Origin of the sequence: Nocardiopsis sp. B62 (assembly GCF_018070675.1) — a bacterium.
Taxonomy (GTDB): domain Bacteria; phylum Actinomycetota; class Actinomycetes; order Streptosporangiales; family Streptosporangiaceae; genus Nocardiopsis; species Nocardiopsis prasina.
In genome coordinates this window covers 1-13,745 of sequence record NZ_JAGPXK010000050.1, presented here as the reverse complement: position 1 = coordinate 13,745, position 13,745 = coordinate 1, and the positions used below count along the sequence as shown (strand labels likewise).

The 13,745-nt window shown below is 70.6% G+C and carries 14 protein-coding genes; 8 read left to right on the top strand and 6 right to left on the bottom strand.

Annotation, left to right across the window (positions count from 1 at the left end; genetic code table 11):
- Window positions 1-23: 23 nt before the first annotated feature.
- A complete protein-coding gene (locus KBX21_RS26055) occupies window positions 24-707 on the bottom strand; it encodes a hypothetical protein (protein WP_049576451.1) in 684 nt (227 codons plus the stop codon).
- Between the two features lie 295 nt (window positions 708-1,002).
- Here KBX21_RS26055 and KBX21_RS26050 point away from each other — a divergent pair, with 295 nt between their 5' ends.
- The 8 genes from KBX21_RS26050 to KBX21_RS26015 all read left to right on the top strand — a co-directional run bounded on the left by KBX21_RS26050 (window position 1,003) and on the right by KBX21_RS26015 (window position 7,576).
- Window positions 1,003-2,001 (top strand): LysR family transcriptional regulator, encoded by a 999-nt coding sequence (locus tag KBX21_RS26050; RefSeq protein WP_049576446.1) that lies wholly within the window; start codon window positions 1,003-1,005, stop codon window positions 1,999-2,001.
- A gap of 226 nt (window positions 2,002-2,227) precedes the next feature.
- Window positions 2,228-3,361 (top strand): ABC transporter substrate-binding protein, encoded by a 1,134-nt coding sequence (locus tag KBX21_RS26045; RefSeq protein ID WP_049576441.1) that lies wholly within the window; start codon window positions 2,228-2,230, stop codon window positions 3,359-3,361.
- Window positions 3,358-4,206 carry an ABC transporter permease gene (locus tag KBX21_RS26040; RefSeq protein WP_049576437.1) on the top strand — a complete coding sequence of 283 codons (849 nt, stop codon included), beginning with the start codon at window positions 3,358-3,360 and terminating at the stop codon, window positions 4,204-4,206. Before KBX21_RS26045 ends, KBX21_RS26040 begins: the two co-directional genes overlap by 4 nt.
- Entirely contained in the window at window positions 4,206-5,105 is a 900-nt protein-coding gene (locus tag KBX21_RS26035; protein ID WP_233515932.1) for an ABC transporter permease, read from the top strand. The genes KBX21_RS26040 and KBX21_RS26035 overlap by 1 nt, the downstream gene beginning before the upstream one ends.
- Complete coding sequence (locus KBX21_RS26030) at window positions 5,102-5,929, top strand: ABC transporter ATP-binding protein (protein ID WP_049576433.1); 828 nt, start codon at window positions 5,102-5,104, stop codon at window positions 5,927-5,929. Before KBX21_RS26035 ends, KBX21_RS26030 begins: the two co-directional genes overlap by 4 nt.
- Window positions 5,919-6,269 carry a hypothetical protein gene (locus KBX21_RS26025; protein ID WP_210844286.1) on the top strand — a complete coding sequence of 117 codons (351 nt, stop codon included), beginning with the start codon at window positions 5,919-5,921 and terminating at the stop codon, window positions 6,267-6,269. The genes KBX21_RS26030 and KBX21_RS26025 overlap by 11 nt, the downstream gene beginning before the upstream one ends.
- Window positions 6,270-6,281: 12 nt before the next feature.
- On the top strand, window positions 6,282-7,022 hold the full coding sequence (locus tag KBX21_RS26020; RefSeq protein ID WP_049576425.1) for an SDR family NAD(P)-dependent oxidoreductase: 741 nt from the start codon (window positions 6,282-6,284) through the stop codon (window positions 7,020-7,022).
- Window positions 7,023-7,075: 53 nt separating this feature from the next.
- On the top strand, window positions 7,076-7,576 hold the full coding sequence (locus tag KBX21_RS26015) for a 2,4'-dihydroxyacetophenone dioxygenase family protein (RefSeq protein WP_049576421.1): 501 nt from the start codon (window positions 7,076-7,078) through the stop codon (window positions 7,574-7,576).
- 89 nt (window positions 7,577-7,665) lie between these two features.
- On the opposite strand, the gene lpdA is transcribed toward KBX21_RS26015, so the two are convergent.
- The 5 genes from lpdA to KBX21_RS25990 all read right to left on the bottom strand — a co-directional run.
- A complete protein-coding gene (gene lpdA, locus KBX21_RS26010; protein WP_210844284.1) occupies window positions 7,666-9,072 on the bottom strand; it encodes a dihydrolipoyl dehydrogenase in 1,407 nt (468 codons plus the stop codon).
- A 132-nt stretch (window positions 9,073-9,204) separates the two neighbouring features.
- Window positions 9,205-10,152 (bottom strand): VTT domain-containing protein, encoded by a 948-nt coding sequence (locus tag KBX21_RS26005; RefSeq protein ID WP_053107312.1) that lies wholly within the window; start codon window positions 10,150-10,152, stop codon window positions 9,205-9,207.
- Window positions 10,153-10,288: 136 nt separating this feature from the next.
- Window positions 10,289-11,920: a hypothetical protein gene (locus KBX21_RS26000; RefSeq protein ID WP_210844282.1), complete on the bottom strand. Its 1,632-nt coding sequence runs from the start codon at window positions 11,918-11,920 to the stop codon at window positions 10,289-10,291.
- A gap of 84 nt (window positions 11,921-12,004) precedes the next feature.
- Window positions 12,005-13,111, bottom strand: coding sequence for a winged helix DNA-binding domain-containing protein (locus tag KBX21_RS25995; RefSeq protein WP_210844280.1), 1,107 nt, complete (start codon window positions 13,109-13,111; stop codon window positions 12,005-12,007).
- A gap of 218 nt (window positions 13,112-13,329) precedes the next feature.
- The coding region (locus KBX21_RS25990; RefSeq protein ID WP_374225746.1) for a glycoside hydrolase family 15 protein at window positions 13,330-13,745 on the bottom strand (416 nt) is incomplete at its 5' end.

The following is a 13,745-nucleotide window of genomic DNA, read 5'->3' as shown; positions in this document are numbered from 1 at the left end:
GGGGCGGCCCCTCGGTGGCTCGGTCAGTTGCGGATCTGGCCCGCGGCCTGGAAGACCACGCGCTCCAGGTCGCCGCGTTCGACGTCCTCGAAGTAGGCGATCGCGGTCACGTGGAAGTCGCCGGGCAGCTGGAGGTACAGGTGGCGGCTGGAGCCGTCCACCGTGCCGACGTACTCCAGGTCCGCGCCGAGGTCGTCGGAGTCCTCCGTGTGGTAGGTGTCCACGTCCACGTCGACGTCGACCTCCCAGTTCATCTCCGCCTCGGCGCCCGGGACCTGGACGACGTCCGGATTGGCGCTGGGGTCGGCGCCCGAGGTGAAGACGAGGGTGAACGACGGCGTCCCGGGCTCGGTGCTCCCGTCGCTGAACGTGCAGGAGAGCTGTTCGGCGTCCTCGATCCCCTCGATCTCCCCGCTCTCCTCGGTCAGCACCTGGCCCGGCGCGAGGTCCCCGACGATCTGCGCGGCGCCGGCCGCCTCACAGGACTCGGGGAGGCCGTAGGCGGAGGCCTCCTCTTCCTCCGGCTCTTCCTCGGGACTGGGGCTGGCGCTCGCCTCCTCCTCGGGGGAGTCCGAGCCGCCTGACGACATGCTCAGGTCCAGGTCGAGGTCGACCACGTCGCAGCCGACGAGGACGACACCGCCGATCACGACTGCGGCGACGGCCGTGCCCAGGCACGAGAGGGGTGATGACGGGATCAGGCGCATGGGTGGCTTTCGGTTCGGGGTGCGCCGGGCTGGAGGGGGCTCCGGCGGGGGACACAGGGAAACCTAGCAAGTCCGGCGCCCCGGGGAGGCCCTCCCCACCGGCCCGGTGGAGGGTGGGGCGATCCGCTCTCGGTGTCCGGTTTCTGGAATGTCAGAATCAGTATCGTTAATAGTCTGAAAAGGGAGTTGCCGCTGGTGTCGGAGTGGTACCTGACCGATTTGGAGTCTGATTTCCCATTTGGGGAGGTATCGTGAGCCCCCCTTCATCCCCTAGGCAACCGGAGCACCCCCCCACATGCTGGACACGGACATTCGCCTCGAGTGGTTCGTCTCGTTCCTGGCGGTGGTCGAGACCGGCAGCTTCGTCTCCGCCGCGGAGTCGACCCGCAGGTCGCAGCCGCGAGTGAGCCAACACGTCGCCGCGCTCGAACGGGAGATCGGCCAGCCCCTCTTCGACCGCAAGAAGCGCCCCGTCCAGCTGACCGAGGCGGGCGGTGCCCTGGCGGTGCAGGCACGCAACGTCCTGCGCGCCCTGGAACGGGCCGAGTCCGCCATGGCGCCCTGGCGCGGCGGTACGCGGGGCATAGTCTCCCTGGGCTCCTACCCCAGCGCCAGCGCGGCCTTCGTTCCCGGACTCCTCCAGTCCCTCGCGGTCAGCGACCCGGACATCAAGGTGGTGCTCACCGAACACGCCACCCTCGAACTGGACGAGGCCCTCGCGGCGGGCGGCATCGACCTCTACCTCCGGCCCATGACCCCCAAGCCCACCTCGCCCTCGGTGGTCAGCAGGCCCCTGTGGGCCGAACCGCTGGTCGTCGTGCACGCGGAGGACCATCCGCTCTCCGACGTCCCCGACCCCGTCCCCATGTCCGTCGTGGCCGAGCACCCCATCGTGGTCATAGGCCGCCTCGACGCCCCCGAGACGGCCGAGTTCGAGTCCTTCCGGGTCTTTCAGGAGCACGGCCTGACCATCAGCCCGGTCCAGGCCACCAACCAGCCCCAGACCCTCGTGTCGCTGGTCGCGCACGGGATCGGCGTGGGGGTCACCAACTGGCTGGCCGCCTGGAGCGCCGACACCAAGGGGGTCCGCGTGCGCCCCCTGGAGGGTGCTCCCCGGCGCCGCGTGGCCGTCTGCTGGGACTCCACCCGCGCCCTCACCCCGGCGGCGCGCAGAATTCTCCAGGCTGTAACCGAAGCGCCCCGACCTGCGGGAACGCTGCCGACAAGGACACAGAACGCACCGGTGAGCGAGGAGCAGGGAGTCGGGACCTGGCCTTATTCGCTTTCCGAATAAGGGTATAAGCGAATGGAACTTCACGACCAGGGGCAAATCGGGATACGGTCTGCAAGCGAAAGCATGAAAGTTCCGGACGACTCCTCGTCCTCCGGAGCTTCGCACGCCCTCCAGCCCCATTCCCTCACCGCCGCGCGGGCGGGTCCCAGGTGCGTCTCCTACCAGCGGGAACGGCACGTGCAAGCGTTCGTGTGAGGGCGCACACCCTGTCACCGGAAGAACCCTCATGCAGCGATTTCCGCTCACTCCCCTTTCCCTTGTCTGCTCCGCAGTCCTGCTCGCCACGGCGTGCAGTGGCGGTTCGACCGTCGACGAGGACGTGGAGGGAGCCAGCGGCTCCGTCAGCGGCTCCCTCAACGCCGGATACGTGTCCGCGATCGACCAGATCGGCCTGCCCGTCGGCACCGAGGTCGGCTACTTCGAGGACCACGGTCTGGACGTGACCCTGGCCGATCCGTTCCCCACGGGCGTCGACGCGATCAACGCGCTGGAGGCTGGTGAGGTCGACATCATCCAGGTCGGCGTTCCGGCCCTGGCCGCCGCCGGCGAGGGAGTCGACCTGGCCCTGGTCGGCAACTACACCGGTTCGGCCGTCCAGCGCAGCGTCGACGAGACGGCGGCCATCGTCGCCGCCGAGGACTCCGGCATCGACCCGGATGACCTCTCGACGCTGGAGGACGCCAAGATCGGCACCACCTTCGGCTCCATCAACCACCTGTACCTGCTGGGCCTGCTCAAGGACCTGCGCATCGACCCGGACGACGTCGAGATGGTCAACACCGCGCCGCCGGACATGCCGGTCGCCCTGGAGACCGGCGGCATCGACGCCGCCGTCATCTGGGACCCGTGGCCGATCACCATCACGGACCAGGTCGAGGGCTCCGAGGAGATCCTTCGCGGCGGCGGGTACATCCCCTTCATCGGCTACATCGTCACCACGCCGGAGTACCTGGAGGAGAACGGCGAGCTGGTCGAGGCCTTCCTCACCGCCCGCGCCGCCACCGACCAGTGGATCCGTCAGAACCCCGACGACGCCGCCGACTCCGCGGCGCGCTGGCTGACCGGCACCGAGCCGGACGTCGCCCAGGCCGCCATGGAGTACAACATCGCCCAGCTGGACGGCCGCTTCTCCGCCTGCAACTACCTGGCGCTGGACACCGTCGCGGTCCTGCTTGAGGAGCAGGGCCAGCTGGAGTACGAGACCGACATCAACGACCTGTTCGTTCCGGGTCCGATCCTCTCCGTCGAGGAGAACAACCCGGAGCTGTTCGACGATCTCCCCGAGATCCCCAACACGGCCGAGATCGAGTCCGACCACACCTTCATCCGTGAGGTCGACCAGGAGGCGTGCGCCGTATGACGCACGGCCCGACGCGCGGTTCCGGACGCACCGCGCGATCCGGTACGGCCGCCCCACGCCGCGGCCGTACCGGAGACCGGGCCGCCGGTTTCCTCTGGTTCGTGCTGCCGCTGGTCGCCCTGGTTGGAGCCTGGGCGGCCGCGGTGGCCGTGACCGGGGTCCCCAAACGGGTCTTCCCCCAGGTCACCGATGTGGCCGAGGCCCTGCGGTCCATGGCGGTCAGCGGCGAGCTGGTCCGGCACCTGAGCGCCAGCCTGTACCGGGTCGTGGTCGGCGCGGTCATCGCGATCGTCACCGCCATCCCGTTCGGGATCGCGCTCGGCGCCAGCCGTGTCCTCTCCGCCTTCTTCACGCCGCTGCTGCGGTTCTCCGTCGCACTCGCCGGGATCGCCTGGATCCCCGTGGCGACCCTGTGGCTGGGATACGGCGACGGCGCCGTCATCTTCATCGTGTGGAACGCGATGTTCTTCGCGCTGGCCTACAACACCATGCTGGGCGTGCGCAGCATCCCCGGTGAGCTGTTGAGGTCGGCGCGCTCGCTGGGCGCCGGTCCCTGGCGGCTGTTCTGGGAGGTCCTCCTCCCCGGAGCGCTGCCGAGCGTGGTCAGCGGCCTGCGGATCGGCCTCGGCTACGGCTGGCGGGGCCTGGTTGCGGCGGAGATCATCGCGACCAGCGCCGGTCTGGGCTACGCGCTGTTCCTGGCCCAGACCTCGTTCTCCACCGACGTCATCATCGCCTCGATGGTGATCATCGGTGTCCTGTGGCTGTTGATGGACCGACTCCTGCTCGCCCCCCTGGAGCGGAACACCGTTGAGCGGTGGGGCATGACGGGGGGTGGTCGCTGATGCGGTCTCTCACTGAGACTTCCGGCGGGACCGTCCAACCCGCCGGAAACAGAACAGGCGACGCGCCCGCACGGGCGGTCCGTCGCCGGGCGCCCCTGCACCGGCGCGTGTGGCTGCGGCTCACCCGCAGCCCCGCCTTCCGCACGCTCGGACCGTTCGTGCCGGTGATCGCCCTCTGGTGGGCCCTCGCGGAGAGCGGGCTCTTCCCGCAGGCGTTCTTCGTGGGTCCCGACCGGGTGGTGCTGGAGTTCGTCGAGCTGGTCCGCAAGGGCATCCTGGTCGGCTACCTGGGCGACTCCCTGGAGCGCCTGGCCTACGGGGTCGGGTTCGGTCTGCTCATCGGGCTCCCGATGGGCTTCCTGACCGCCCTCTTCTGGCGGCTGCGCAAGGCCGTGTGGCCGATCCTGCTGTTCTTCCAGGCGATCGCGGACATCGCGTGGCTGCCGATCGTCATCGTGTGGTTCGGGTTCAGCCTGACCGCCGTCACGTTCGTCATCGTCTACACGATCGTCTTCCCGCTCATGCTGAGCGTGGTCTCCGGGGTCGAGCAGGTCCCCAAGGAGCTGATCCGGGCCGCGCGCAGCCTCGGAGCGGGCAGGGTCCGGGTGTTCTTCGAAGTGATCCTGCCGGGCGCGCTGCCGTCCGTGGCCACCGGTGTGCGCACCGGCCTGGGCTACGGCTGGCGGGCGCTGGTGGCGGCGGAGATCATCGTCGGCACCAGTGGGATCGGTTTCATGATGTTCGACGCCCGCCGGGTGGGCGACGTCAGTCAGGTGTTCCTCGGCATGGTCGTGCTCGGGGTGCTCTGGTACATGCTCGACGCGCTGGTCCTGGCGCCGTTCGAGCGGGCCACCGTGGAGCGGTGGGGGTTGGTGCGAAGCATGGAGGACGACAGATGACCGCTTTGGTGATCGAACACCTGGAGAAGGTCTTCACCGACTCCTACACCGGGGACGAGGTCGTCGCGATCGGCGACATCTCGTTCACGGTGGAGCGTGGCGAGTTCGTGTCGGTCCTCGGCCCGAGTGGCTGCGGCAAGACCACCGTCCTGAACACCGTGGCGGGGTTCGCGAACCCCACCGGAGGGACGGTGTCGGTGGACGGCCGCGAGGTCAGCGGGCCCGGCCCCGACCGGGGTGTGGTGTTCCAGGGTCACGCCCTGTTCCCGTGGAAGACCGTGCTCGGAAACGTGGTCTTCGGGCTGCGCATGAAGGGCATGGGACGCCGCGAACGGGAGGAGCGCGGCCGCGAGTACCTGGAGCTGGTGGGGCTGGCCGGGTTCGAGAACCGCTACCCCCACGAGCTGTCCGGCGGCATGCGCCAGCGGTTGGGCGTGGCCCGCGTGCTGGCCAACGAGCCCGCCGTGATGCTCATGGACGAACCCTTCGCGAGCATCGACGCGCAGACCCGGCGCAGGCTCCAGGAGGACCTCACCCGGATCTTCGAGGAGCGCCGCCCCACGGTGTTCTTCGTGACCCACGACATCGACGAGGCGGTCTTCCTCTCCGACCGCGTGGTGGTGCTGTCCTCACGGCCCAGCACCGTCCAGGAGATCGTGACCGTGGACCTGCCCCGCCCGCGCACCTGGCAGGCGGCGGTGGACCACCCCGGCTTCCGGGAGACCGTCGCCCGGATCAACGGGCTCCTGGCCGTCGACTCCGACCGGAGCCGTGACGGCGCCGGGAAACAGGAGAGTGACGGGAGCACCGCCGATGTCGGCTAGGTCCTTCGGGGCGAGGGCGGTACGCAGCGCCACCCTGCGCCGGATCGCGCTGGTGCTGCTCCTCGTCCTCCTTTACCAGGTCTGGCTGGGGGTCCAGTCGGTCGGCAAGGCCGAACCCGGGATCGGGGACGCCCCCGACGAACGCGGCCGGTTCGACGTGGACGTGGTGCTCGGCTTCCAGCCGGAGCGCTACCACTTCCTCAAGCTCCAGAACCACGGGCGGGTCGCCGGGACGACCGACACGACCGTCCACCTCAGAGGGGTGTCCCCCGCGGGTGTCGACGCCCTCGCGCGGGAGTACTGGATCGAGTCCCTCGCCGTCCCGGATTCCGACGCCTAGAAGGAGCAGCGCATGGAGACAGCACCCGGGGATGTCCCCGAACCGAGGTCCGATGACGGGACTGTCGTCGTCATCGGGGGCACCAGTGGCATCGGCGCGGCCGTGGCCGCCCGCTTCGTCGACCGCGGCCGCCGCGTCGCGGTCTGCGGACTGGACACCGAACGCGCTCCGGCCAGGCTCCGGGAACGGGCCGAGGTCACCGAGCTGGACATCACCGGCGAGGACGCTCTGGAGGACTACCTGGCCTCCTTCCCGCGCGTGGACGCGCTGGTCAACGCGGCCGGGATCATCCGCAGGCACGAGGAGTTCGACCCGGCGGTGTTCGCGAGGGTCGTGGAGGTCAACCTGACCTGCGCCATGCGGGCGTGCGTCGCGGCCCGGCCCGCCCTGGAGGCGGCCGGTGGCAGCGTCGTCAACGTCGCCTCGATGCTCAGCTTCTTCGGCGGCCCGCTGGTCCCCGCCTACAGCGCCAGCAAGGGCGGGATCACCCAGCTCACGAGGTCGCTCGCGGTCGCCTGGGCGTCCCTGGGCATCCGCGTGAACGCGGTCGCGCCCGGCTGGATCCGCACCGAGCTCACCGAGGGGGTCCGCGCCGACACTGAGGCCGAGGCGCGCATCCTGGGCCGCACTCCGATGGCCCGCTGGGGCGACCCGGCCGAGGTCGCCGGGGCGGTCGAGTTCCTGTGCGGCCCGGACGCCGGGTTCGTCACCGGGGCCGTCCTCCCGGTCGACGGCGGATACCTGGCCGCCTGACCCCTCCCCCCGAGTCCCCGCTCGCCGTCCCACCCCGTCCACCTGGAGGAACCGTGTCACAGAACCGAGCTCCCGTCATCAACCCGTCAGCCGGAATCCCCGACGAGATCGCGATTCCGGCCGTCCCCGAGGACCCGCGCATGTGGGTGCCGCAGGCCCCGAACGTGTGGTTCCGCCCGCTGATGCTCAACACCGTCACCGGCCAGTGGTGCAACCTGCTCAAGGTCACCGCGTCCGGCATCGTCTCCCGGCACCGCCACCCCGGGGCGGTCTTCGGCTACGTCATCGAGGGCCGCTGGCACTACTACGAGCACGACTGGGTGGCCGAGGCCGGTCACTTCGTCTACGAGCCGCCGGGTGAGATCCACACGCTCGCCGTCCCCGAGGACTGCGACCACATGGTCACCTTCTTCAACATCAGCGGCGCGATGGTGTACGTGGACGAGGACGGCACCCAGACCGGGTACGAGGACGTCTTCACCAAGATCGAGATGGCCCGCGCCCACTACGCGTCCGTGGGCCTGGACGGCTACGTGGAGTCGCTCATCCGCTGACGCCGACACCCGTGGCGCCCCATGAACGACGGGGCCGGTCCCCCTGACGGGACCGGCCCCGTCCCCTGTGTGCGGGGTCGGCGGACGGATCAGTAGTTGATCATGTGCCCGGCCAGGCCGTGCACGGCCTCCTTGACCGCCTCGCTGAGGGTGGGGTGCGCGTGGATGTTGCGCGCCACCTCGTGCACCGTCAGGTCCCACTGCTGGGCCAGGGTGAGTTCGGGCAGCAGCTCGGTCACGTCCGGACCGACCATGTGGGCGCCGAGGAACTCCCCGTACTTCCCGTCCGAGATGATCTTCACGAAGCCCCGGGTGTCGCCCAGACCGTGCGCCTTGCCGTTGGCCATGAACGGGAACTTGGCCACCTGGACGTCGTAGCCCGCCTCCCGCGCCTCGGTCTCGCTGTAGCCGAAGCTGGCGATCTGCGGCTGGCAGTAGGTGGCGCGCGGGATGAACCGGTAGTCGATCTCCTGCGTCTCGGCGTCGGCGATGGTCTCCACCGCCACGATCCCCATCGCCTCGGCGGTGTGCGCCAGCATGAGCTTGGCGGTGACGTCGCCGATCGCGAAGATGTGCGGGACGTTGGTGCGGCCGCGCCCGTCGATCTCGATGGCGCCCCGGTCCGTCAGCGCCACGCCGGTCTTCTCCAGGCCGTAGCCCTCGACGTTGGGCGCGAACCCGATCGCCTGGAGGAGCTTGTCCGCCTCCAGCGTCTGCTGCTTGCCGTCGCTGCCGGTCACGGTGACGCTCACGCCCTTGCCGGTGTCCGCGACCGACTCCACCTTGGTGGAGGTCAGGACCTTCACGCCGAGCTTCTTGTAGGCGCGGGCGATCTCCTTGGAGACCTCCTCGTCCTCCAGCGGAACGACCCGGTCGAGGAACTCCACGATGGTGACGTCGACGCCGTAGTTGCGCATGACGTAGGCGAACTCGACGCCGATGGCGCCCGCGCCCGCGATGATGATGCTCCCGGGGAGCTCCTCGCTGAGGATCTGCTCCTCGTAGGTGACGACCCGCTCGGACAGCGAGGTGCCCGGAATCAGCTTGGTGGAGGAGCCCGCCGCGATCACCGCGTTGTCGAAGGTGACGGTCTCGGTGGAGCCGTCCTCGCCCCGGACCTCGACCGTGTGGTCGTCGACGAAGGTGCCGCGCCCGTTGAGCTCGGTGATCTTGTTCTTCTTCATCAGGAAGTGGACGCCCTTGACCCGGCCGTCCGCCACCTCGCGGCTGCGGCTGAACGCCTTGCCGTAGTCGAACTCGACCGTCCCGTTCACCTTGATGCCGAAGAGGTCGGCCTCGTTGTTGAAGAGGTGGGCCAGCTCCGCGTTGCGCAGGAGCGCCTTGGAGGGGATGCAGCCCACGTTCAGGCAGACGCCGCCCCAGTACTTCTCCTCGATGACCGCCGCCTTGAGGCCCAGCTGGGCCGCGCGGATCGCGGCGACGTAGCCGCCGGGCCCGGCGCCGAGGACGACCAGATCGAAGTGTTGCTGTCCCATGACGGGATCTCCTTGAGTGTGTTTGTGACGCACCCAGCGCAGCCGGCTTGCCCGGGGTGTCGGATTGCCGAACGCCAGCCTAGTCAAGGAGTCCGCCTCCGCGCGCGACCGTGCGCGACGGTGGGCTGACTTTCAGTCGTTCCTGCTGTTCGGAGGGGGTGTGGGGGTGGTGGGATCATCCTGGGCGGTTTCCCGGGAGACGGCCTCGGGGTCCTCCTGGACGGCCAGGCGGGCGGTCTCGGCGTCGTAGGCCTCGGCGACCTCCCCGAGGGCCTGCTCCCGCCGCGCGCGCTGGTCCCTGATGCTGGTGTAGGTGGGGATCGCGGCCATGCCGAAGATGATCGCGAGCATCAGCCAGAGCGCGTAGCTGTCGATCAGCAGGACCACGTCCACCCCCGCCTGGCCCGAGTTGTACCCGATGGCCGCGACCACGGCGGTGATCATCAGGGCGCCGATGACGTCCAGCAGCAGGTACGTGCGCAGACGCATCCCGCTCACCCCGGCCATGACGTGGGGGATGCCCGCGGGAACGCCCGGCAGGTAGCTCAGCGGGATGAGCAGCCGCATGACCCACGGGTTCATCGTCTCCAAGCGCTCGGCGAACTGGCGGCCGCGCTCGCTCGGAACGAGGAAGGCGACGATGCCGCGGCCCCAGCGGCGGCCCACCCACCAGAACAGCCAGTCGATCTTCACCTTGCCGATCACGCCCGCGACGATCACCACCCACAGGGAGCCCTGCCCGACCCCGGCGAAGGCGGAGGCGGCGCCCACCGCCGCGTGGCTGCCCGTGACGAAGGCCAGGGGGATGGCGTGGTCCGCGATGAGGAACGGCCGCAGCGGCATGGTCAGGAGGAAGAACGCGGGGATACCGATGAGCAGCCAGAGCAGGACCCTGTCCTGTCGCTGCATCGTGCCGGGCCAGGGCTTCTGGCTCTTCCAGTGCGCGATGGCGCGCTCCGCCTCGGCCTCGTCCCAGGCCTTCCCTGCCGCCGTGAGCGCCTCCTCACGGGTGGGCCTGGGGGAGTGCCCGGTCTCGCCCGGCTGTCCTTGGCCCTGCGGGGTCTGGCTCATCGTCCTCATGCCCTCCATGATTCCGTGGACCGGGTCCGGCCCACAGTCCCAGCAGTCACCGCCCTCATGTGAGGGGTGTGGTGAGTGGGGGATGACAGTTGTCATGTGCCCGCGCGGTGGAGGGGCCGGGCGCGGGCGGCCGGGTTCAGCGTCCGGGCGGTCCCATGGGCCACTTCCAGTGCGGTGCCCAGGTGCTGCTGTCCGACACCCCGGGAGGCATCGGGGGGAGCAGCCGGGCGCCCGGCGGGCGGTCGTCGTCCGGGGGGTCGTCCACGGGGCGCTCGTCGGCGCGGGGCTCGGGTTCGGGGGCGGGGAGGGGGCGGGGGTCGCGCCACTCGGGCTCGGGGAGGGGCGGGCCGAGGGGGTCGTCGTCGGGGCCCGGCCCCGTCGGGGTCAGCGCGCCGGACCAGGCCGCGGGCACGGTGAAGTCGTCGGGTTCGTCCTCGTCGTCGTCCACCGCCTCGGGCGGTCGCGCCGGGGGGTCGAACAGCGAGGCGGGGGAGTCCGGGAACACCGAAGCGGCCCCGGGGTTGATGGTGACGTCCTCGAAGGACGCGGACAGACCCCCACCGGGGGCGTCCAGGTCCAGGTCCGGTCCCAGGGCCGCGAACGGCGCCGACATCGGTCCGGAGTCCACCTCCGCGAAGTGCGCGGCCACCCCGAAGTGCCGGGGCGGGCGCCGGTGCGCGCCGGTGTCGTCGTTCTCGATCGGCGGGGCCTGCGGGTGGCGGACCGCCCCCGCCGGGTGCGTGCGCGCCCACCAGGCCGTCGCCTCGTCCGGGGTCAGCTCCTCCAGAACGCTCAGTGAGCCGGTGATGTGCGGGTGTCGGCGCCCGGCACGCCACGAGTGCAGCAGCGACTGCGGTTCCAGCACCAGGACCCGTTCGCCGTCCACCAGCGGGACGTCGCCGGGACAGGCCTCGTTCCCCACCCAGGTTCCGTCCCCGCCGACCAGGTCCCATTCGCCCCGCACCACGTCGGCCAACGGGTCCACCGACGCGTCCACCGAGGCCGCGACCCAGCGCGGGTCCGGCCGGGTGCCGGGCAGGCGGTTCCCCTCCTTGCCGATCAGAGCGTCGGCGAGCAGGGTGTGCAGCTGGAAGTTGTCGCTCACGCCGTCGAAGGCGACACGAAAGCCCCGCCGGGAGACCCGGTCCAGCACCAGGAGCCGGTCCGCCTCGGACATCCTCAGCAGCTCGCCCACCTCGCCGAACTCGCTGAGCCGCGTGGAGAGCGCCTGCACGATCTGACCCAGCTCGTGCAGCGCGCCGGGGTCGGCGCGCACGGCGGAGCGCACTCCGGAGTCGCCGAGCATGGCCTTGGCGGCCAGGCCGTAGCGGAGTGAGGTCCACCAGCCGACGGCCGCCAGCGGGGCGTTGTCCCCGAGGACCTGCTCGACCCGCTTCTCCTCGGCCTCGTCCACGCCGTTCGGTGCGGGCAGCGCTCCGCCGCCGGTCTTCTCCCACGCGTGGATGAAGGCGACGGCGGCCTGGCCGTAGCTGCCGAGTTGGCGCAACACCTCGAGCCCCACCTGCCCGGCGGGCGCGCCGGACTCCACGAGGGCGCCGGCCAGGACCGAGAGGTCGGCGGCCACCCCCGCGTGGGGTTCGCAGTCGCTCAGGACCGGAGTCAGCGCCTCCAGCGCTATGGCCAGCTCCTCCCGGGGCACCTGGGAGGAGAGCCGGAACACGTCGTGCACGGCTTCGGGGAAGCCGGGTGCCTGGCTGGCGGCGGTGTCGAGCACACGTTGGAACGCGGCGCGGAACTCTTCAGTCACCCCCGAATCCTGTCATACCGGCCCTTGCCATCCATGGTCAGGATGCACGTGCACAAAACGGTCGACCTCCGGGTGTGCGGGAAATCAGGTGCGGTCCGTGAATCGCGGACCCGCAGTCTCCTGGCCAGGGTGGAGAAAGGTGAGGAGGCGGTCCCCCTCGTCGGTGATCTCCTCGATTTCCGAATTGTTGAACGCGCGAAAGGGCGTGATGTCGAGTGAGGGCGTCCCCCGGCCCCGGTCGACCCTCCACGAGGCGCTGACCTCACCGTCCACCAGCACCGTCGCGGGCGGCATGCCGTTGCGCGCGGAGAGCCCGCGCAGGTTCTCGTCGGAGACCACCCGGCTCCGGTCGGCGTGCCCGCGCAGCAGGTTGTCGAAGTCGTAGAGGAAGCGCACCGGCGCCGGGACGTCCGCCGAGGGGCGCGGGGCGTCGGGCAGGTCGAACAGCTCCGTGCCCGAGGGGTCCCGGAAGGACACCAGCCGCTCACGCAGGCCCTCCACCACGGCCTTCAGCCGGGTCAGGCCGGACCAGGCCTGCACGTCCATCACGCTGGCCGGGCCGAAGGCCGCCAGGTACCGCAGGACCAGCCTCTCCCGGTCCGGCCCGGGAGCCATCGGCAGGCCGGTCCAGGTGTCGGCGGGGGCCAGCACGGGCTGCCCCGAGGCGCCCCACACGCCGCGCGGCGGGATCTGTACCACCGGCAGCAGGCAGCGGACCACGTAGGCCAGGTGCTCGCCGTCCACGCCCTCCCAGTGGGCGCCGATCCGGTCCCCCAGCTCCTTGGGGGAGAGCGGGCGCTCCTCCAGGATCTTGCGGCCGAGCGTCACCACCGCCTCCAGGTCCAGCCCTGCGGTGCCCTTCCCGTGGGAGCCGTGGGAGAGGTCCCGCTCCATGACCTCCTGGGTGGTCGGGCGCATCCAGGCGGCGTCCTCGGCGGAGACCAGGTGCAGGGTGGAGCGCATCAGGGACATGCGGACCAGGGTGCCTTCGGTGAGCAGGCGTCCCACCCCGTGCGGGTCGGGGTCGGCCATGCGGCTCTGGAACCCCACGTACCAGGTGTGCGTGGTCTGCGCCTGGAGCCCGGCCAGGTGGCTCAGCACCTCCGTGGCCGGTCGCTCCGCCCGGCGCAGCAGGAACTGGCGCTCCAGGGTGGCGCGGTTGAGTTCGCGTCGGCTGAGGGTCGTGGCCATGGTGTGTCCCTCCGGTGTGCGGAACGTGCGGGCACCATACCTCTCAACTGGGACGAATCAGGGTGAACCACGCCGTTCCGGGCGTGCTCCCGACGCGGACATCGTGATGAGCGGACCGAGAGCGGACCGAGAGCAGACCGAGAACGGACCGGAGGGCCCTCCTGGACACGCGGAAGGGGGTGTCCCGTGGTGGGACACCCCCTCGCGTGTGGTGTGGGTCAGTGTTGGTCGAGGAGTTGGGCGCAGCGGATCAGGCCCAGGTGGGAGTAGGCCTGGGGGTGGTTGCCCAACGCCCGTTCGGTGACGGGGTCGTACTCCTCGGGGATGAGCCCGGTGGGTCCGGCGCAGTCGACCAGGTGCTTGAAGAGTTCCTCGGCCTCGGCCCGCCTGCCGGTGAGCAGGTAGGCCTCGATGAGCCAGGTCGTGCACAGGTGGAAGCCGCCCTCGCCGCCGGGCAGGCCGTCGTCGCGGTGGTAGCGGTAGACGGTGGGCCCGGAGCGGAGTTCGGCCTCCACGGCGGTGACGGTGGCCTGGAAGCGTTCGTCGGTGGGGTCGATGAGTCCGGACAGTCCGATGTGCAGGGAGGCGGCGTCCAGGTCGGTGCCGTCGTAGGCGGTGGTGTAGGCCTGGGCCT

Bases quoted from the DNA above. Each gene is read 5' to 3' on its own strand.
- lpdA (WP_210844284.1), bottom strand. From the start codon at position 9,072: ATGGGACAGCAACACTTCGATCTGGTCGTCCTCGGCGCCGGGCCCGGC.
- KBX21_RS26030 (WP_049576433.1), top strand. From the start codon at position 5,102: ATGACCGCTTTGGTGATCGAACACCTGGAGAAGGTCTTCACCGACTCC.
- KBX21_RS26040 (WP_049576437.1), top strand. From the start codon at position 3,358: ATGACGCACGGCCCGACGCGCGGTTCCGGACGCACCGCGCGATCCGGT.
- KBX21_RS26005 (WP_053107312.1), bottom strand. From the start codon at position 10,152: ATGAGGACGATGAGCCAGACCCCGCAGGGCCAAGGACAGCCGGGCGAG.
- KBX21_RS26045 (WP_049576441.1), top strand. From the start codon at position 2,228: ATGCAGCGATTTCCGCTCACTCCCCTTTCCCTTGTCTGCTCCGCAGTC.
- KBX21_RS26025 (WP_210844286.1), top strand. From the start codon at position 5,919: ATGTCGGCTAGGTCCTTCGGGGCGAGGGCGGTACGCAGCGCCACCCTG.
- KBX21_RS26055 (WP_049576451.1), bottom strand. From the start codon at position 707: ATGCGCCTGATCCCGTCATCACCCCTCTCGTGCCTGGGCACGGCCGTC.
- KBX21_RS26020 (WP_049576425.1), top strand. From the start codon at position 6,282: ATGGAGACAGCACCCGGGGATGTCCCCGAACCGAGGTCCGATGACGGG.
- KBX21_RS26035 (WP_233515932.1), top strand. From the start codon at position 4,206: ATGCGGTCTCTCACTGAGACTTCCGGCGGGACCGTCCAACCCGCCGGA.
- KBX21_RS26050 (WP_049576446.1), top strand. From the start codon at position 1,003: ATGCTGGACACGGACATTCGCCTCGAGTGGTTCGTCTCGTTCCTGGCG.
- KBX21_RS25995 (WP_210844280.1), bottom strand. From the start codon at position 13,111: ATGGCCACGACCCTCAGCCGACGCGAACTCAACCGCGCCACCCTGGAG.